Source organism: Salipiger sp. ABN3_019 (genome assembly GCF_056158605.1).
Map to the genome: position 1 here is coordinate 143,802 of NZ_JBSWTP010000010.1, position 18,272 is coordinate 162,073.

General features: G+C 68.2%; 15 protein-coding genes. 4 read left to right on the forward strand and 11 right to left on the reverse strand.

The window, feature by feature from the left end; all coding sequences use genetic code 11:
* Positions 1 to 48: 48 nt before the first annotated feature.
* Positions 49 to 810: an NAD kinase gene (locus ACXAD2_RS22715; RefSeq protein WP_164179379.1), complete on the reverse strand. Its 762-nt coding sequence runs from the start codon at positions 808 to 810 to the stop codon at positions 49 to 51.
* A gap of 193 nt (positions 811 to 1,003) precedes the next feature.
* Between ACXAD2_RS22715 and glyA the strand changes: the two genes are divergently transcribed.
* Both glyA and ACXAD2_RS22725 read left to right on the forward strand, forming a co-directional pair.
* On the forward strand, positions 1,004 to 2,299 hold the full coding sequence (gene glyA / locus ACXAD2_RS22720; protein WP_224907294.1) for a serine hydroxymethyltransferase: 1,296 nt from the start codon (positions 1,004 to 1,006) through the stop codon (positions 2,297 to 2,299).
* Between the two features lie 410 nt (positions 2,300 to 2,709).
* A complete protein-coding gene (locus tag ACXAD2_RS22725; RefSeq protein ID WP_224907295.1) occupies positions 2,710 to 4,332 on the forward strand; it encodes an MFS transporter in 1,623 nt (540 codons plus the stop codon).
* 18 nt (positions 4,333 to 4,350) lie between these two features.
* Here ACXAD2_RS22725 and ACXAD2_RS22730 read toward each other — a convergent pair whose 3' ends face one another.
* On the reverse strand, positions 4,351 to 5,922 hold the full coding sequence (locus ACXAD2_RS22730) for a mechanosensitive ion channel family protein (protein ID WP_475175390.1): 1,572 nt from the start codon (positions 5,920 to 5,922) through the stop codon (positions 4,351 to 4,353).
* Between the two features lie 235 nt (positions 5,923 to 6,157).
* Positions 6,158 to 6,811, reverse strand: a complete 654-nt coding sequence (locus ACXAD2_RS22735) for a peroxiredoxin (protein ID WP_475175393.1) — start codon at positions 6,809 to 6,811, stop codon at positions 6,158 to 6,160.
* A 170-nt stretch (positions 6,812 to 6,981) separates the two neighbouring features.
* Between ACXAD2_RS22735 and ACXAD2_RS22740 the strand changes: the two genes are divergently transcribed.
* Positions 6,982 to 8,421, forward strand: coding sequence for an aldehyde dehydrogenase family protein (locus ACXAD2_RS22740; RefSeq protein ID WP_475175395.1), 1,440 nt, complete (start codon positions 6,982 to 6,984; stop codon positions 8,419 to 8,421).
* 113 nt (positions 8,422 to 8,534) lie between these two features.
* On the opposite strand, the gene lpxK is transcribed toward ACXAD2_RS22740, so the two are convergent.
* From lpxK to rbfA, 7 genes are all read right to left on the reverse strand, one after another.
* The gene (gene lpxK / locus ACXAD2_RS22745) at positions 8,535 to 9,521 is read right to left on the reverse strand and encodes a tetraacyldisaccharide 4'-kinase (RefSeq protein WP_475175398.1); all 987 of its coding nucleotides are present in this window, start codon (positions 9,519 to 9,521) and stop codon (positions 8,535 to 8,537) included.
* A complete protein-coding gene (locus ACXAD2_RS22750; RefSeq protein WP_475175400.1) occupies positions 9,521 to 10,732 on the reverse strand; it encodes a 3-deoxy-D-manno-octulosonic acid transferase in 1,212 nt (403 codons plus the stop codon). The genes lpxK and ACXAD2_RS22750 overlap by 1 nt, the downstream gene beginning before the upstream one ends.
* A gap of 5 nt (positions 10,733 to 10,737) precedes the next feature.
* Positions 10,738 to 10,980 carry a DUF4170 domain-containing protein gene (locus tag ACXAD2_RS22755; protein WP_066108458.1) on the reverse strand — a complete coding sequence of 81 codons (243 nt, stop codon included), beginning with the start codon at positions 10,978 to 10,980 and terminating at the stop codon, positions 10,738 to 10,740.
* Between the two features lie 135 nt (positions 10,981 to 11,115).
* Positions 11,116 to 11,904, reverse strand: coding sequence for an inositol monophosphatase family protein (locus ACXAD2_RS22760; RefSeq protein WP_475175404.1), 789 nt, complete (start codon positions 11,902 to 11,904; stop codon positions 11,116 to 11,118).
* Positions 11,891 to 13,249, reverse strand: a complete 1,359-nt coding sequence (locus ACXAD2_RS22765) for a TldD/PmbA family protein (RefSeq protein WP_475175410.1) — start codon at positions 13,247 to 13,249, stop codon at positions 11,891 to 11,893. The genes ACXAD2_RS22760 and ACXAD2_RS22765 overlap by 14 nt, the downstream gene beginning before the upstream one ends.
* A gap of 117 nt (positions 13,250 to 13,366) precedes the next feature.
* On the reverse strand, positions 13,367 to 14,110 hold the full coding sequence (locus ACXAD2_RS22770; protein ID WP_475178356.1) for a phosphodiester glycosidase family protein: 744 nt from the start codon (positions 14,108 to 14,110) through the stop codon (positions 13,367 to 13,369).
* Between the two features lie 2 nt (positions 14,111 to 14,112).
* Positions 14,113 to 14,532 (reverse strand): 30S ribosome-binding factor RbfA, encoded by a 420-nt coding sequence (gene rbfA, locus ACXAD2_RS22775; RefSeq protein ID WP_224907302.1) that lies wholly within the window; start codon positions 14,530 to 14,532, stop codon positions 14,113 to 14,115.
* A 228-nt stretch (positions 14,533 to 14,760) separates the two neighbouring features.
* Between rbfA and dapB the strand changes: the two genes are divergently transcribed.
* Entirely contained in the window at positions 14,761 to 15,576 is an 816-nt protein-coding gene (gene dapB / locus ACXAD2_RS22780; protein ID WP_066108466.1) for a 4-hydroxy-tetrahydrodipicolinate reductase, read from the forward strand.
* A gap of 2 nt (positions 15,577 to 15,578) precedes the next feature.
* Here the strand turns inward: dapB and ACXAD2_RS22785 are convergent, their stop codons facing one another.
* The gene (locus ACXAD2_RS22785; RefSeq protein WP_475175424.1) at positions 15,579 to 18,248 is read right to left on the reverse strand and encodes a cation-translocating P-type ATPase; all 2,670 of its coding nucleotides are present in this window, start codon (positions 18,246 to 18,248) and stop codon (positions 15,579 to 15,581) included.
* Positions 18,249 to 18,272 lie beyond the last annotated feature (24 nt).

The window sequence follows — 18,272 nt, forward strand, 5'->3', positions numbered from 1 at the left end:
TGAAAAAGGCGCAGTGGTCCGAAGGGCAACCAGACACCGATCGCCGGATCAGACGAACTGCTCTCGGATCAGCCGCTCCTCCAGCCCATGGCCCGGATCAAACATCACGCGATGCGCGACGGTCGGCTCGGAGCGAATATCGACCCGAACCACATCGCGCACCGACTGGCTGTCCGCTTCGGCCATGACCGGGCGCTTCTCATGTTCGAGCACCTCAAAGCACACCTCCGCCGCCTTCGGCAGCAGCGCCCCGCGCCAGCGCCGCGGCCGAAAGGCCGCGACGGCGGTCAGCGCCAGAACCTCCGAGCCGATGGGCAATATCGGCCCATGCGCCGAGTAGTTGTAGGCGGTCGAGCCAGCGGGGGTGGCCAGCAGCGCGCCGTCGCACACCAGTTCGGGCAGGCGCAGCTTGCCGTCCACATGGATCGCCAGCCGCGCGGCCTGCGGGCCGGTGCGCAGCAGCGAGACCTCGTTGATCGCCAGTGCCTCATGGATCCGGCCATCGACGGTGGTGGCGCGCATCGAAAGCGGGTTGATCACCGCTTCTTCGGCTTCGCGCAGCCGCTCTTCCAGCCCGTGTTCGGAATAGGCGTTCATCAAGAAGCCCACGGTGCCGCGGTTCATGCCGTAGACCGGCACGTTGAGTTCCTGCGTGCGGTGCAGGGTCTGCAACATGAAGCCGTCGCCCCCCAGCGCCACGATCACATCCGCGCCCTGCTCGGTGTGGTCGCCGTAGCGGTTGCTCAGCGCGGCATGGGCAGCCTGCGCGATGGGCGCGCGCGAGGCGCAGAAGGCAATTCTCAGCGACATGGGGACAAAGGCCTTGGGTGTCCTGCGGTTTCCTGTCCCTGACGGGACGTTCCGAAACAATCACAAGTTTTCCCGGGCCGCCAGAGAGGGCGCAAGAGAAACGCAAGCTGTCGCTTTGACATCTTTGCGTTACGCGCGGTTTCCTTTACTCAGGCCGCGGAACTCGAATCCTTGACACTCCGGAGGCTTGCCCATGACCGCAGCGCCCAATGACACCGGCTTCTTCACCGAAGAGCTTTCGTCGCGTGATCCCGAACTTTTCGCAGCCATCACCGGCGAGCTTGGCCGCCAGCGGGACGAGATCGAACTGATCGCGTCCGAGAACATCGTCTCCCATGCCGTCATGCAGGCACAGGGCTCGGTGCTCACCAACAAATACGCCGAAGGCTACCCGGGCAAGCGCTACTACGGCGGCTGCGATTGGGTGGACGTGGCCGAGAACCTCGCCATCGACCGCGCCAAGCAGCTTTTCGGCTGCGAGTTCGCCAATGTGCAGCCGAACTCCGGCAGCCAGGCCAACCAGGGTGTGTATCAGGCGTTGATCCAGCCCGGCGACACGATCCTCGGCATGAGCCTCGACGCGGGCGGTCACCTGACCCATGGCGCAAAGCCCAACCAGTCGGGCAAATGGTTCAACGCCATCCAATACGGCGTGCGCAAGCAGGACAACCTGCTGGATTACGATCAGGTGCAGGAGCTGGCCAACGAGCATAAGCCCAAGCTGATCGTCGCGGGCGGCTCGGCCATTCCGCGCCAGATCGACTTTGCCAAGATGCGCGAGATCGCCGACAGTGTTGGCGCCTATCTGATGGTCGACATGGCCCACTTCGCGGGCCTCGTGGCCGGTGGCGAGCACCCGTCGCCCTTCCCGCACGCGCATGTGGCCACCACCACCACGCACAAAACCCTGCGCGGCCCGCGCGGCGGCATGATCCTGACCAACGATGAGACCATCGCCAAGAAGGTCAACTCGGCGATCTTCCCCGGCATTCAGGGCGGCCCGCTGATGCATGTCATCGCCGGCAAGGCTGTGGCCTTCGGCGAAGCGCTGCGCCCCGAGTTCAAGGATTACGCCAAGCAGGTGATCGCCAACGCGCAGGCGCTGTCGGATCAGCTGATCAAGGGCGGGCTCGACACGGTGACCCATGGCACCGACACGCATGTGGTGCTGGTTGACCTGCGCCCCAAGGGTGTGAAGGGCAACGCGACCGAGAAGGCTCTGGGCCGCGCGCATATCACCTGCAACAAGAACGGCGTGCCGTTCGACCCGGAAAAGCCGACCGTGACCTCGGGCATCCGTCTCGGCTCGCCCGCCGGGACCACCCGCGGCTTCGGCGAGGCGGAGTTCCGCAAGATCGCCGACTGGATCATCGAGGTGGTCGACGGTCTGGCGGCCAACGGCGAAGAGGGCAATGCCGAGGTCGAAGCCAAGGTGAAGGCCGAGGTGCAGGAGTTCCTCAAGGGCTTCCCGATGTACCCGACGCTCTGAGCTTCGGTTCATTGAGAAATTGAGGGGCGGGCCGGAAGGCCCGCTCTTTTTTGTTGTTTTAGGGTGATTTGGTAGTCGGGCGAGCGGCTGCCCGTGGGATGGCGCCGAGACGGTTGGGGTCGGCGCTTTATCTCGGCCACGTCCGTCAAACACACGATCTCCGCGCAAGGGAAACAAAGCGCCAGCCCGCCGGGACGGGCAGGCGCTGGCCCGGCGGCTTCGCCTTGATTCCGGGCGGACTCCCCACTTGCTCATATTGAGGGTCCTTCGGCAAATACATGCGTCGCGCATCTATTTTCCCGCAGCCCCCTTGGCGACGCGGGAAAAAACCGCTCTACCTTGGCGGCAGGCCCCTCGCTTCTGTCGCTCCCAAGGGCCGGCGACCAGCCCCCGAGAGCCCCCCGAGAGCCATGCCCACCAAATCCGCCTCGCCCCTCACCGTCCTGCGCATCCCGGCGTTCCGCGCCCGCTGGACGGCGTCCATGGCCTCGAACCTCGGCACGTTGGTGCAGTCGGTGGGCGCGGGCTGGATGATGACGCAAATCTCCGACAGCGACGCGATGGTGGCTCTGGTGCAGGCGGGTGTGTCGGTGCCGGCGATGTTGTTCGCGATCTTCGCCGGGACGCTGGCGGATAATTTCGACCGCCGCCGGGTGATGATCGGTGCGCAGCTTTTCATGATGGCCTCGGCGGCGCTGCTCTGCACGCTGGCGTGGTTCGAGCTTCTGACGCCTTGGCTGCTGTTGGTGCTGACCTTCCTGATCGGCACCGGATCGACCTTCTTCAACCCGTCGTGGCAGGCCTCGCTGGGCGACATCGTGCCGCGCAACGATCTGCCCTCGGCGGTGGCGCTGAACTCGATGGCCTTCAACGCCATGCGCTCGGTCGGTCCGGCGATCGGCGGCGTCATTGTCGCCGTGGCAGGGGCAGCGGCGGCCTTCGCGCTGAACGCGGTGAGCTATCTGCCGATGATCGCCGTGCTTTGGCGCTGGAAGTCGCCGCCGCCGGACAGTTCGCTGCCGCCCGAGCCGATGCGGCTCGCAGTGGGCTCGGGGCTGCGCTATGTCGCCATGTCGCCGAACCTGATGAACGTCATGGCGCGCGCCTTCCTCTTTGGCTTGGGATCGGTCGCAGTGCTGTCGCTGCTGCCGCTGATCGCCCATGAGAGGCTGGGCGGCGACGCCTCGACCTTCGGGATCATGCTGGGCTGTTTCGGCGTCGGCGCGGTGATCGGCGCGCTCAACAACGCGCGGCTGCGCGACCGGTTCGACAACGAGCATCTGGTGCGGGTCGCGGCGCTGGCGGCGGTGACCGGCACGTCGATCCTTGCGGTGGCGCCGACGCTGCTGCTGTGCCTGCCCGCGCTGCTGCTCAACGGCATGGCGTGGACCGTTGCGCTGTCGCTGTTCAACGTGACGGTGCAGCTGTCGACGCCGCGCTGGGTCGTCGGGCGGGCCATCGCGCTCTACCAGTCGGCCAGCTTCGGCGGCATGGCGGCAGGCAGCTGGGTCTGGGGCTCGGTGTCGGACGGCTGGGGGCTCAGCACGGCGCTCGGCGGCGCGGCGGTGCTGCTGGCGATCGCCGCCGTGGTCGGCTTCAAGATGCCGCTGCCGGAATACAGCGATCTCGATCTGTCGCCGCTCGACCGCTTCAAAGAGCCGGTGCTGCATCTCGACCTGAAGATGCGCAGCGGTCCGATCGTCGCCTCGACGGAGTTCGAGATCGACCCGGACGATGTGCCGGAGTTCCTTGCGATCATGGCCGAGCGCCGCCGCGTGCGCATCCGGGACGGGGCGCAGAACTGGGTGCTGATGCGCGATCTCGAGAACCCGCGGATGTGGGAAGAGACCTACCACGTGCCCACATGGGTCGAATACATCCGCCACAACACCCGCCGGACCAAGGCCGACGGCGGCACCTTCGAGCGGCTGATGGCGCTGCACCGCGGGCCGGAGCGTCCGCACACCCGCCGGATGATCGAGCGTCAGTCGATCCCGCGCCGCCGCAGCGGGGTCTATGATTTCAACATCTGAGGCGGCGCGGCTAGCGCTTCAGGTGTTGTCACTGTCCTCGTCATAGCCCTCGTCGCCGCGCCGGAACGAGGTCACCCGATCTTCGCGCGCGTGATAGGGCGTGCCCTCCTCGGGCGGCGCGGGTTTGGTTGCCTCTTCGGTGAAGGGCAGCGCGCCGGGCTTGGCCATATGCACATGCATGTCGGTCTGCGGGAAGGGGATCGAGATCCCCTCGCGGTCGAAGGCCTCCTTCACCTGCCGGGTGAGGTCCCAATACACCGTCCAGTAATCCTCGACATTCACCCAAGGCCGGCAGATGAAATCCACCGAACTGGCCCCCAGAGCATTGACCCGCACCACCGGCGCCGGATCGTCGAGGATCAGCGGATGCTCGGCCACCACCTTCTCGAGCACCTCCTGCGCCTTTTCGATCGAGTCGCCGTAGCCGATGCCGAAGGTCAGATCGACGCGGCGCGTGGCGCTGGCGGTGACATTGGTGATCACGTCGCCCCAGACCTTGGAGTTGGGGATGACGATCACCTGATTGTCGGGCGTCAGCACGGTGGTAGAGACGATGGACACCGATTGCACCGTGCCGCCGGTGCCCGCCACGGTGACGTAATCGCCCTCGTCAAAGGGCCGGTTGATCATGATCATAAGTCCCGCCGCAAGGTTGCCCAGCGTGTCCTGCATGGCGAAGGCGATGATGAAGGACGCGCCGCCAACCAGAGCGAAGAGCGGTGTGACGTCGATCCCCAAGGCGCTGAGCACGATCATCAACCCGAACGCGATGGTCAGCCAGTAGATCACCATGACGATGAAGGCCTGCAGCAGTTTCGACAGGTCGGGCACCCGCGAGAGCGCCCGGCGCGCCACGCCGCGCACCGCGCGGGCGAGGATCAGCAGGCCCAGCAGCGAGCCGACGATGACCGCCACGCGCAGCGCCAGCTGCACGCCGCCATCTTCATCCGTCGCCCAATTCGCCGCCTGCGACAGCAGCGTGCGCCAATCGGCGCGCTGGGTTTCGTCGACATGGATGGCCGCCCGGTAGGCGCGGTAGCCCGCAACCTCGGCCTCGTCGCCGCCCTTGGCTTCCAGCGCGGCGACCACGGTGCTGAGGTTCTCGAAAGCGTCATTGCGGACCTCGGTAAGCTGGGTCAGCCGCTCGCGCGGCACCTCTTCGCCATTGGCCTCGCGGGCATTGATCGCCATCTGCTCTTGCACCACCGCCTTGGTCATGCCCTTGGCGATCCCCTCCCAGGCCTGCGCCAGCTGCGAAAGCTCGGCGGCGGTCAGCGGCAGCGTGCGCAGCGCCAGTTCGTCAGACGGAATCGACGGATTGGCCAGCGCGGTGAGCAGCGCAGCATCGCTCTCGGGTTCCAGCGGCGCATCGGCGGCGCCCGCCGCCGAGAGCACCTCGGGCCGGCTGATCGCGGCCTGACGGCCCCGTTCCTCGGCACCTTCGATCACTTGCTCGGCGGGGGAGGGCGGCTCTTCGGCAGCCGCCTCGGGCGGGGCATCGGCGGTTTCCTGCGCGGTGGCGGGGTAGGCGATGAAGGCGGTCAGAGAAAGCAGGAGAATGGAAAGAAGTCGCAATATGTCGCGCGGCATGTAGGCCTCGATTCAAGTCGTGATTTCAATGGATTGGTAAGTAACAAAAAGACTTGTTTCGAGTTTAGCAGGACAGCGGCGCAGACACACCACCCAAGGGCGTCTCAAGGCGCCGTTCCTCGCATTTGCCGCGAGCGCGCGCTTTGCCATGCCCACATGAGTGGCGGTCGGACAAAAGAAAACCACCCGGCGTCGCCGCCGGGTGGTCCCCTGATCAGTACCTAAGAACTGCGCGTCAGTCCGGGTTCTTGGCGAAGCGCAGGTAGGGCAGCTTGATGTCCAGCGCGCCGTATTTCGCGGCCGCCGCCTCGTTGTCGAGCGACAGGGCGACGATCACGTCCTGACCGGTCTCCCAGTTCGCCGGGGTCGCCAGCGGCTGCTCATAGGTGCGCTGCAGACCGTCGAGCGCGCGCAGCACCTCGGCGAAGTTGCGGCCCACCGACATCGGGTAGGTCATCATCAGCTGCACCTTCTTGTTCGGCGCGACGATGAAGACCGAGCGCACGGTGGCGCTGTCCGCCGGGGTGCGACCGTCGGGCAGATAGGCATCGGCGGGCAGCATGTCGAGCGCCTTGGCCACTTCCAGCCCGTCATCGGCGATGATCGGGAAGCCCGCTTCGGAACCGGCCACCGCTTCGATGTCGCCTTTCCACTTCTTGTGCTCTTCGACGCCGTCGACCGAAATGCCCATCACCTTGGTGCCGCGCTTGGCCCATTCGTCGGCCAGCTGTGCGACCGCGCCGAACTCGGTGGTGCAGACGGGGGTGAAGTCCTTCGGGTGCGAAAACAGGATCGCCCAGCTGTCGCCGATCCAGTCGTGCAGGTCGTATTCGCCCTGATCGGTGACCACGTGAAGGTTCGGGATGGTGTCGTTGATGCGAAGAGCCATTGGAATAGTCCTTTCCTGTCCGAGTGATCGGCGTTTGGTCTCGCGAAATAGATACGTCCTGCAAACACGATGTAAAGAGGCCGCTTGCGGAGCCCGCGACGCAGTGACACTGTGCCGCCAGGGATAATTTGATCAAATCAAGACTTACTTCCAGACTTGCGGAGAGCATCATGATCGAGAAGCGCCAGTTCTACATCGACGGTCAATGGGTGGACCCGGTCACGCCGCGCGACCACGCCGTGATCAACCCGGCCACCGAAGAGCCCTGCGCGGTCATCTCGCTGGGCGATCAGGCCGACACCGACGCCGCCGTCGCCGCCGCCAAGGCCGCGCTGCCGGGCTGGATGGCGATGCCGGTGGCCGAGCGGATCGGCTATGTCGAAAAGCTGCTCGAGGTCTATAAGGCGCGCGCCGAAGAGATGGCGCAGGCGATGACCCTCGAGATGGGCGCGCCGATCTCGCTGTCGCGCTCGGATCAGGTCGGGGCGGGCACCTTCCACCTCACCAATTTCATCCGCGCCGCCAAGGAGTTCCCCTTTGAGCACGCGCTGCGCGAGGACATTCCCGAGCACCGGATCATCCATGAAGCGGTGGGCGTCGCGGCGCTGATCACCCCGTGGAACTGGCCGATGAACCAGGTGACGCTGAAGGTCGGTGCCGCCGCGGTGGCGGGCTGCACCATGGTGCTGAAACCTTCCGAGGAAAGCCCGCTCGACGCCATCCTCTTTGCCGAGATGATGGATGAGGCCGGGTTCCCGAAGGGCGTTTTCAACCTCGTCAACGGTGATGGCGCGCGCGTCGGCACGCAGCTGTCGTCGCATGTGGACGTGGATATGGTCAGCTTCACCGGCTCGACCCGCGCGGGCCGGGCGATTTCGAAGGCGGCCGCCGATACTCTCAAGCGCGTCCACCTCGAACTGGGCGGCAAGGGCGCCAACCTCGTCTTCGCCGATGCCGATCCAGAGGCGGTGAAACGCGGCGTGCTGCACATGATGGAAAACTCCGGCCAGAGCTGTAACGCGCCCTCGCGCATGATGGTCGAAGCGCCCTTCTACGACACGGCGGTCGAGCAGGCGGCAAAGGCCGCCGAGGCGGTGAAGGTCGGCGACCCGCAGCAGGAAGGCGATCACATCGGCCCGGTGGTCAATGAGGTCCAATGGGGCAAGATCCAGGACCTCATCCAGAAGGGCATCGACGAAGGCGCGCGTCTCGTGGCGGGCGGCCTTGGCCGTCCCGAAGGGCTGAACAAGGGCTTTTATGTGCGCCCCACGGTCTTTGCCGATGTGACCCCCGAGATGACCATCGCGCGCGAAGAGATCTTTGGCCCGGTGCTCTCGGTGATGAAGTTCGAGACCGAGGAAGAGGCGGTGCGCGTCGCCAATGACACGCCCTATGGGCTCACCAACTACGTGCAGAGCCAGGATGCCGCGCGGGTGAACCGGCTGACCCGGCAGCTGCGCTCGGGCATGGTGCAGAACAACGGCACCGGCCGCGCCGCGGGCGCGCCCTTCGGCGGCATGAAACAGTCGGGCAATGGCCGCGAGGGTGGCTCCTTCGGCATTCTCGACTTCCTCGAGGTGAAATCGGTCAGCGGCTGGGCCGCCGAGTAACCCTTTCATTGTTCTGAAAATACGCATGGCGCGGCGCTCTCCACGGGCGCCGCGCTTGACGTTTCAGCACGGCGCCTCCGGCGGGAGTATTTGAGGAAAGATGAAAGGCCCTCTCAGAGCCCGAGCTTTTCCAGCGCAACGTCCAGCGGTGCGGGGTCTTTGAAGCGCAGGCGGACCGGCAGGCTCAGCACCTTGGGGCGGAAGGCGGCGGGCAGGCGCGCGGCGTCCTTCTCGGTGGTGACAAGCTGTGCGCCCAGCATCTGCGCCTCGCGCTCCAGCCTTGTGAGCAGCGCGGCGGTGAAGGGCTGGTGATCCTCCAGAGCCTCACCCCGAACGATCTCGGCACCGAGGCTGCGGAGCGTGGCAAAAAACTTCTCGGGATGGCCGATGCCAGCGAAGGCCAGTGCGCGCAGATCCTGCCAGTCCATGCCGGTCTGCAGCGGCTCCAGCGCGCCGCGCAGGCGGGGCAGGGCGATCTGATCGCCCCATTGCGCATCGAAGGTCCGCTGCGCGTCGTCGCCGCCAATCGAGAGCAGCAGATCGGCGCGCTGCAGACCCACCGCCACCGGCTCGCGCAGGGGGCCGGCGGGCAGGCAGCGGCCATTGCCGAAACCGTAGCGCGCGTCGACCACGATAATCGAGAGGTCCTTGGCCAGGCCGGGGTTCTGGAAGCCATCGTCGAGGATGATCGCCTTGGCGCCCGCCGCAACGGCAGCGCGCGCGCCCTCGGCGCGGTCGCGCGACACCCAGACCCGCCCGAAGGCGGCCAGCAGCAGCGGCTCGTCACCGACCTCGGCGGCGCTATGCTGGCGCGGGTCGACCTCGACCGGTCCCGAGAGGCTGCCGCCATGCCCGCGCGAGACCACATGCGCGCCCGCCTCGCGCAGCCGCTCGAGCAGAGCTATGACGGTCGGGGTCTTGCCGGTGCCGCCGGCGTTGATATTGCCGACGCAGATCACCGGGACGCCGACGCGCGCGCCGGACCCCTTGGCCACGCGCCGCGCGGTGGCGGCTGCGGTGAGCGCGCCCAGCGGCGCGAGCAGCCGCGCCTGCCATGCAGGGGCCTCGGGGGCGGTTTGCCAGAAGCCGGGCGCGCGCATCAGGCGTGCTCCGCTTCGTCGAACCAGCCGCAGGCCAGCGCGATCATCTCGTCGGTCAGCTCGGCGCCCTCGGTGATCACATCCCAGCCCGCATGGGCCATGGCGGCGGCGCGGTCGGGGGCCACAAGCTGCGTGAGCGCCGCGCCGAGCGAGTTGAAATCGCGCACGATGCGCGCCGCGCCCGCCTCGGCAAGCCGCGAATAGGCGGGCAGATGACGCCCGACGTTGGGTCCGTAAAGCAGGGCCGTGCCATGCGCCGCCGCCTCCATCGGATCCTCGCCGCCGTGGCCGTTGACCAGCGAGCCGCCAAGGAAGGCCACCGGCGCCAGCCGGTACCACAGGCCCAGTTCCGAGGCGTCCTCGGTGACCAGAACCTGCGTGTTCTCATCTGGCATTTCACCCGCTTCCCATGCGCAGAGCCGCAGCCCGGAGGCCCGCGCCGCCTCGGCGATTTCGGGGGCGAGATCATAGGTGGCGGGCACGAGGATGAGCAGCAGCCGGTGCGCGAGGCGCACCGCGCGTTTATGCGCCAGCAGCACCTCCTCGGCCTCGCGCGCGCTGCGCAGCCGCGCGGCGAGCCAGACCGGGCGTCCGGTCAGAACCCCGGCCATCTCTTCATAAAGCGCCGCGTTGCAATCGAGCGGCGGTGCGCTGTCGGTGATCGGGCCGGTGGCGGGCATGGCGCGCTCTTCGACGCCGGCGCGGCGCAGGCGGCGGCGGGCGGGGTCATCCACCGGGCAGATACGGTCGAACAGCTGCAGCGTCGCGCCTGCCGGGTCCGGCACCCAGCTGGGCGCGGGACTGGTCCATGGCGCGTCGCGGGCGTCGAGCAGCACCAGCTTGGTGCCCGTGTCCTGCATCCTCTGCAGCAGCGCCGGACGCAGCTTCTGACCGATCCAGAAACACACCTGCGGATGCCAATGGGCGCAGAAGGCCTCGACCTCCGCCGGGGTCTCTCCGGGCAGGGGGACGGACAGCGCGCCTTCCGGCGGGTGGTCGGGCTGCCCGGTCACCATGAGCGACAGGTCGGGCCGCTGGACCAGCAGCCGCGCGGCCAGAGCCGCAAGCGCGCGGCCCGAGCCGGGCCCGCCCGCGTGCAGCCAGAGCAGCGCGCCACTAGGACGCGGCGGGGCGCTGACCGGCGGCGCGGCGCCGCCGCGACCGCGGGCGTAGGCCAGATAGGCCGCAAGGGAAAACGGCCTGCGCCCCATGCGGGTCAGCCGAGTTCTTCGGTCGGCGACACTTCGGTTTCCTCGTCCCGCAGACGGTGGATATGGGCGATGAAGTAGCGCATGTGGGCGTTGTCCACGGTGCGCTGCGCCTCGGCCTTCCAGGCGTCATAGGCAGAGGCGTAATCGGGGTACATGCCGACGATATGGATGTCGTTCACGTCCTTGAACACGGATTTTTCGGGGGTGACGAGCTCGCCGCCGAAGACGAGGTGAAGTCGTTGAGGCATGGGGGATCCTTTCCCGTGTTGACGCGCGCAACCTACTTTCTGCGGCCGCAGCGTCAAGATTCGACCGCGGGTCAGGTATTTTCCGTGATCACGAGACGACGATCGGGTGGCGCAGGCAGATCGCTCAGGGGCCGGTTAAGGGGCGAGGGTCAGCCGGTTCATGATGTCGCCATGCAGCGCCGGGTTGGCCGCGACAACGCCCGGGTGCTGCGGATGGCGCGCGTTGAACCGCAGCGGGCGGCCCAGCCGGTCGGTGACCGTGGCGCCAGCCTCCTGCAGCAGCAGCGTGCCGGCGGCGATGTCCCACTCCCACGTCGGGCGGAAGGTCAGCATGGCATCGAACCGGCCTTCGGCCACCAGTCCCAGCCGGTAGGCCAGCGAGGGCCGGTGCGCGCGGCGCAGCGGCGGCAGCGGCACGCGCCAATAGGGCGCGTCGATCACCGGGCGCGGGGCGAGAACTTCGGCCTCTTCCAGCACCGAAGTGCCGGTGGTGCGGATCGGCACGCCGTTGAGCGTCACGCCCTGACCGGCGGCGGCGCTGTAGAGCAGGTCGCGCTTCGGCAGGTAGACGGCGGCGGCGGTGATGCGCCTGTTCTCGGCGACCGCGAGCGAATGCGCCCATGTGTCGGCGCCCTCGATAAAGCTGCGGGTGCCGTCGATCGGGTCGATGATGAACACCCGCTCGGCGGCGTGGCGGGCGGGGTCTTCGGCGCTTTCTTCGGACAGCCAGCCATAGGAGGGGCGGGCGCCGCGCAGGGTGCTGCCAAGAAGGTCGTTCACCGCCAGATCGGCGGCGGTCACCGGGCTGCCGTCCGCCTCCTTGCGCCGCACGTCGAGATCATTGGCGCCGAAGGATTGCGCCAGCACGCCCGCCTCGCGGGCGGCGCGCTCGAGCAGCAGGCGGTCGCTGTCACTCGCCGGCAAGCGTCAGCCCCTCGACCAGCAGCGAGGGCACCACCCGCGACAGCCACGGCCGCGCATCATTGGCCGGCACGAGCGAGCGCAGCATCTGCCGCAGGTTGCCCGCGATGGTGACGCCCGAGACCGGATAGGCCAGCTCGCCGTTCTCGATCCACCAGCCAGCCGCCCCGCGCGAGTAGTCGCCGGTGTTGGGGTTGATCGTCGCGCCGATCATCGAGGTGACCAGAAGGCCCCGGCCCATCTCGGCGATCAGTTGCGCGCGGGTCTTCTCGCCCTGCGTCAGCGCAAGGTTCCAGACCGTCGGCGAAGGGCCCGAGGAGGGCCCGCGCGCGGCGTTGCCGGTGGGGGCCATCCCAAGCTTGCGGGCGTTGGCCAGATCAAGCGTCCAGCCCTGCAGCACACCGTCCTTGACCAGCGCGCGGCGCTGCGTCGGCAGGCCCTCGGCGTCGAAGGGGCGCGAGCCCGACACGCGGGCGCGGTGTGGATCCTCGATCAGCGACAGGCCATCGGGCAGCACCGGCTCGCCGAGCGCGTCGCGCAGCCAAGAGCCGCCGCGCGCCACCGCCGCGCCATTGGCCGCCGAGACCAGATGCCCGATCAGCGAGGCCGAGATACGCTCGTCGAACAGAACCGGGTAGGCGCCGGTCTTAGGTTTGCGAGGGTTCAGCCGCTCCAGCGCGCGCTCAGCGGCGCTTTGGCCGATCTCGGCGGGGCTGCGCAGGTCGCATTGGAAGGTGCGGCTGTCGCCATCATAGTCGCGCTCCATGCCCAGCCCGCTGCCGGCGATGGCGACGCAGGAGGTGGAGCGCGAGGTGCGGGCGTAGCCGCCGGAAAAGCCGTTGCTGGCGGCAAGATGCACGCGCTGCGCGCCGTAAGAGGCCGACGAGGCCTGCACCTGCGTGATGCCGCTCACCGCCAGCGCGGCGGCTTCAGCCTCCAGCGCATCGCGCTGCAGCGCGTCGGGTGCCGGATCGGCGGCGGGGTCGGCCAGTTCGAGCGCCGCAAGATCCCAGTCCTGCGCCAGCTGCGAAGGATCGGCGAGCCCGGCATAAGGGTCTTCGGGGGCTTCGCGGGCCATGGCCACGGCGCGTTCGGCCATGGCGCGCAGCGTCTCGGGCTTCACGTCCGAGGCCGATACCACCGCGCTGCGCTGGCCGATCAGCACGCGCAGCCCGATGTCGGTGCCCTCGGCGCGTTCGGCCTGTTCCAGCGCGCCGCCGCGCACGTCGATGCTGAGCGAGGTGCCGTCGATGGCGATGGCGTCGGCAGCATCCGCGCCCGCCTGTTTCGCCACGTCGAGCAGTTGCGCGGTCAGCGATTGCAGGTCCTTGGCTTCGTTGCGATCCATCACGCCGTCCATGTCACCTCCGGAAGTCTTTGATATCTGGGTAGGCCGCGGGGACCTGCAAGGCAAGCCGGGGGCGCGGCGATAGCGCCACCTTCGGCGGCGCAAAGGCGGGGCTGCTCAGCTCGATGGCTCGACCACCCCGACGATGGGGCCGAGCGGGCGACCGATGTCGGTGCGCCCAAAGTCGGGCGCGAAGAGCCGCGAGACATTGCCGTCGAAGAACAGCGCGTTGGGCATCTCCAGCCCGTCGCGGAACAGCGTGCCGAACTCGTAAAAGCTCACCGGTTCCTCCGAGATGGCAAAGATCAGATCCTTGCCGTCCGCCGAGGTGCCGACGCCGTTGCGGATGTAGCGCGACGTGCTGTCTGGCAGGAACCGCGGGTGCAGTTCGCCGTCGATGACCAGCATCGGCCCGGATTGCGTGGCATAGCGGCACTGCGGCTTCTTGGCGAGGAAGTCGCGGGTCTCATAGACCTCTGCGGTGCCTTCCGCGACGCACAGGATGCCGTTCGGCAGCAGGCCAAAGTTGCCGGGGCCGGGGCTGGAGATGACGCGCATCTCCTCGGTGCCGTCCTCGACATAATGGCCGACGGGGGCGCGGTCCTCGTGGTACATGCCCGCGTTCATCGCGAAGACCAGCCGCTCCCCCTTTTCGCGCAGCGCGGCGTCCAGCGTGGCGAAATGCCCCCAGACCTCGCCGCCCGGCGCGCGCAGGAAGGTGCGCAGATCCTCGTCCGCGCCGACCCGGCAGAGCGTGTAGTCGCGATCCTCGAAGGTCTTGCTTTCACAGCTTACCGCGGCGGCCAGCGAAGGCACGAGCGCCGCCGCCGCCAGCGACAGCGCGGTCAGGGCGGCGCGCAGGCTCACGCGTCGTCGTCCTCGTCCGAGGGGCCATCAAGGTCGCGGCGCACCTCTTCTTGCGAGAACAGCCGCCGGGTTTCATCGAGCCGGTCAAAGGTCTCGTCGAGGCGGAAGCGCAGATCGGGCGCGTATTTCAGCGTCATCTCTTTCGAGATCGCGCGGCGCAGCTCGGATTTGTTGCGCTCGAGCAGCTCGAACATGTTGCCGCTGTCCTTGCCGCCAAGGGGCACCACATAGGCGGTGGCCACCTTGAGATCGGGCGAGCAACGCACTTCGCCGACGGTGATCGAAAGCCGGTTCAGCTCGGGGTCGTGCACATCGCCGCGATTGAGCACGTCCGCCAAGGTCCGGCGAATGAGTTCGCCGACCCGAAGCTGTCTCTGGCTGGGGCCGGAGCCCTCGTGGAATCTGTTTTTTGCCATGGCGCAGACATAGGCCTCCCGCAGGGCTTTGCCAAGAAGATGTCAACGAGATCTGCACGCGGCGCGGCGGGGTAGATGGCCGCATTCCTCACCACTCTTTCTCGCTAGTGGCGTCCACGGGCGGAAAGCGCCCTCTGCGGCAGCGCGCCTTCCTTTGGGACATCTGCTTTGCCAACCGCCCCGAGGCAGAGTAAGCCGGGCGCAAAGCTACGCGGAACGGAGAGCAAGATGTCGGAACTGCCGGGGATTGTCGTCACGGGCGTGTCGGGGCGCATGGGCCAGATGCTGGTGCGCGAGGTGTTGGCCAGCGACAAGGTCAAACTCGTCGGCGCGGTCGAGCGTGAGGGCAATGATTGGGTGGGCCGCGATCTCGGCACCTGCATGGGCGGGACCGAGATGGGCATCACCGTCAGCGATGACCCGCTCGAGACCTTCGCCAAGGCGCAGGCGGTGCTCGACTTCACTGCGCCGGCCGCAACGGTGCAGTTCGCCGAACTGGCGGCGCAGGCCCGCGCGGTGCATGTGATCGGCACCACCGGCCTCGAAGAGAGCGATCTGGAAAAGATCCGCGCCGCCGCGCGTCACGCGGTGATCGTCCGCGCCGGCAACATGAGCCTTGGGGTCAATCTTCTCACCAAGCTGACCAAGCAGGTGGCCGCGGCGCTCGACGAGGATTGGGACATCGAGATCGTCGAGATGCACCACAACCGCAAGGTCGACGCGCCCTCGGGCACCGCGCTGATGCTGGGCGAGGCGGCGGCAGAGGGCCGGGGTGTGACGCTCTCGGAAGCCTCGGACCGGGGCCGCGACGGCATCACCGGCGCGCGCGAGCGCGGCACCATCGGCTTTGCCGCGCTGCGCGGCGGTGACGTGGTGGGTGAGCATGAGGTGATCTTTGCCGCCGCGGGCGAGCGGATCTCGCTCAAGCACATCGCCTCGGACCGTGCGCTCTTTGCTCGCGGTGCGCTGAAGGCGGCGGTCTGGGGGCAGGACAAGGCACCGGGCGAGTATGATATGCTCGACGTGCTTGGCCTCGGCGACTGACCTCAGCGACGGGTTTGCGCGCTTGATTCAGGCGCAGATACACTGGGCCGGGCTGCGCGCAGCCCGGTCGCGATCTGCCCAACGACCAGCGGTACAAGGCTCAGGCCAAAGGCCAGCCCCAGCCCGGCCCCGCCCGGAGAGGGCAGGCGCAGCACCTGCGACAGGCCCGGCAGCCACAGCGCCACGGCGATGAGCCCGGTGCAGAGCGCCAGCGCGCCCCAGACATAGGGGTTGCGCAGCACGTCATTGTCCCAAAGCCCGGTTCCCGGCGCGCGCATGTTGAAGACGTTCCACAGCTGCGCCAGCGCCAGCGTCACGAAGGCGACGGTGATCGCCTCCTCGCCGGGCAGATGCAGCGCATAGAGCGCCAGCGCAAAGGCCCCCAACGTCGCAGCGGCCAGCAGACCGCCAAGCGCGGTGATCCAGACCCATTGCGCGCGGCCAAGGATCGGCTCCGCGGGATCGCGCGGCGGGCGCTGCATCTCCTGCGCATCGCCGCGGCCCATCCCCAGCGCGAAGGCGGGGAAAACATCGGTCACGAGGTTGAGAAAGAGGATCTGCAGCGGCAGCAGCGGCGCAGGCAGCCCGGCGCTGACCGCCAGCGTGACAACCAGCACCTCGCACAGGTTGCACGACATCAGATAGACCACGAACTTGCGGATATTGCCGAAGATCACCCGGCCCTGATGCACCGCCTCGACGATGGTGGCGAGACGGTCGTCGCGCAGCACCATATGCGCCGCCTCGCGGGCCACCTGCGTGCCGCGCTGGCCCATGGCGATGCCGATGTCGGCCTTCTTCAGCGCCGGGGCGTCATTCACCCCGTCGCCGGTCATCGCAACGATCTCGCCGTCGCGCTGATAGGCGGCGACCAGCGCCAGCTTCATGTCCGGCGCGACGCGGGCGAAAACATCGGCGCGGCGCAGTCGGGCGCGGTCGTCCTCGCTGGCGGTGGCGGGATCGAACCCGGCGAGCGCGCTGCCCTCGATCACCTCTGCCGCGCCCTCATGCAGACCCGCGTCGCGGGCGATGCGGGCGGCGGTCTGGGCGTGATCGCCGGTGATCATCACCACGCGGATCCCCGCGGCGCGGCAGGCGGCGATGGCGGGGGGCACATCGGCGCGCAGCGGATCGGCGAAACACACCAGCCCCAGCAGGGTCAGCCCCTCGTAGGGCGCCTCATCCGGGGTTGCGGCATGTTTCATCGCCAGCGCCAGCCCGCGCAGACCATCCGCCGCCGCCGCCTCGTTGCGCGCCAGCCAGCGGGCACGCGCGGTCTCGTCGAGGTGGGTCTCGCCTGATGCGCTCAGAACCCGGTCGCAGACCTCAAGCACCGACTCCGGTGCGCCCTTCACCGCATAGAGCACGCCGCCGTCGCTCGCGTGCACCGTCGCCATCATGCGCCGTTCCGGATCGAAAGCATGCTCGGTCAGCGCCGGGGTGTCCGCTGCAATGCCCGCGTCTTTCGCCGCCTCCAGAAGCGCCAGTTCCATCGGATCGCCGGTGCCGCGCGTGCCGTCCTGCCCAAGCTCGGCGCCGTTGCACAGCGTGCCGATCCGCAGCGCCAGCGCGAGGGGGGATCCCTTTGCCACGGCGTCTTGCGGCGGGAACGAGGTATCGCCCCCGTCCAGCAGGTAGCGCGCCACCTGCATGCGGTTCTCGGTGAGCGTGCCGGTTTTGTCGGTGAGGATCACCGTCGTCGCGCCCAGCGTTTCCACCGACGCGAGCCGCGTGATCACCGCGTTGTGCCGCGCCATGCGCCACATGCCCCGCGCAAGGCAGAGCGTCGCGACCACCGGCAGCCCCTCGGGGATTGCCGCTACGGCGAGCGCGACGCCGGTCTGGATCATGTCGATCAGCGCATGGCCGCGCGCCACCCCGGCGCCGATCATCACCAGCGCGAGGGCCAGCGTCAGCCACACCAGCTTTTGCCCCAGCCGCGCCAGCCGCCGTTCCAGCGGCGACGCCTCGGCCTCGGCCTCCTGCGCCAGTTTCGAGATGCGGCCCAGCTCGGTCGCCATCCCGGTGGCGGTGACGAGGGCCTCACCGCTGCCGCGGGTCAGCGCCGTGCCCTTGAAGACCATGCTGCGGCGTTCGGCGGGCGGAGCCTCGGGCGCGGCGGGATCGGCGCTCTTCTCCACTGGCAGCGATTCGCCGGTAAGCACGGATTCATCGGCATAGAGCCCCGAGGCGCGCGTCAGCCGCAGATCGGCGGTGATCACGTCGCCCGCTTCGAGGATCACCGCGTCGCCGGGCACCAGATCGCGGGCATCCACCATCCGCGCGGCGCCGCCCCGGCGCACGCGGGTCTGCACCTCGGCCATATGCAGCAGCGCCTCCATCGAGCGGGCGGCGCGCAATTCGGTGAAAAAGCCGATGGCGGTGTTGAGTGCCAGCACCGCGAGGATCGCCAGCGCCTCTACGTGATCCTGCACCAGCAGCGAAAACCCGGCGGCCGCGACCAGCAGCCAGACGATGACGCTGCGCAATTGGTGCAGGAGCAGCGTCAGCAGGCTTTGGGGTTTCTGCTCGCGCAGCCGGTTCGGGCCGACCTGTGCCAGCCGCTTGGCGGCCTCCGCCTCGGACAGGCCGGCACCCGGCGCCACGCCAAGGCGGGTCGCCGTGTCCTCGGCGCTCAGCGCGTGAAAGCCGGTTTCGGCAGGGGGCGGCACGCTTTACCTCTTTGATCGACGGAT

Coding starts and splice junctions, on each gene's coding strand:
- ACXAD2_RS22715 (WP_164179379.1), bottom strand. CDS start 810: ATGTCGCTGAGAATTGCCTTCTGCGCCTCGCGCGCGCCCATCGCGCAG.
- glyA (WP_224907294.1), top strand. CDS start 1,004: ATGACCGCAGCGCCCAATGACACCGGCTTCTTCACCGAAGAGCTTTCG.
- ACXAD2_RS22725 (WP_224907295.1), top strand. CDS start 2,710: ATGCCCACCAAATCCGCCTCGCCCCTCACCGTCCTGCGCATCCCGGCG.
- ACXAD2_RS22730 (WP_475175390.1), bottom strand. CDS start 5,922: ATGCCGCGCGACATATTGCGACTTCTTTCCATTCTCCTGCTTTCTCTG.
- ACXAD2_RS22735 (WP_475175393.1), bottom strand. CDS start 6,811: ATGGCTCTTCGCATCAACGACACCATCCCGAACCTTCACGTGGTCACC.
- ACXAD2_RS22740 (WP_475175395.1), top strand. CDS start 6,982: ATGATCGAGAAGCGCCAGTTCTACATCGACGGTCAATGGGTGGACCCG.
- lpxK (WP_475175398.1), bottom strand. CDS start 9,521: ATGCGCGCGCCCGGCTTCTGGCAAACCGCCCCCGAGGCCCCTGCATGG.
- ACXAD2_RS22750 (WP_475175400.1), bottom strand. CDS start 10,732: ATGGGGCGCAGGCCGTTTTCCCTTGCGGCCTATCTGGCCTACGCCCGC.
- ACXAD2_RS22755 (WP_066108458.1), bottom strand. CDS start 10,980: ATGCCTCAACGACTTCACCTCGTCTTCGGCGGCGAGCTCGTCACCCCC.
- ACXAD2_RS22765 (WP_475175410.1), bottom strand. CDS start 13,249: ATGGATCGCAACGAAGCCAAGGACCTGCAATCGCTGACCGCGCAACTG.
- rbfA (WP_224907302.1), bottom strand. CDS start 14,532: ATGGCAAAAAACAGATTCCACGAGGGCTCCGGCCCCAGCCAGAGACAG.
- dapB (WP_066108466.1), top strand. CDS start 14,761: ATGTCGGAACTGCCGGGGATTGTCGTCACGGGCGTGTCGGGGCGCATG.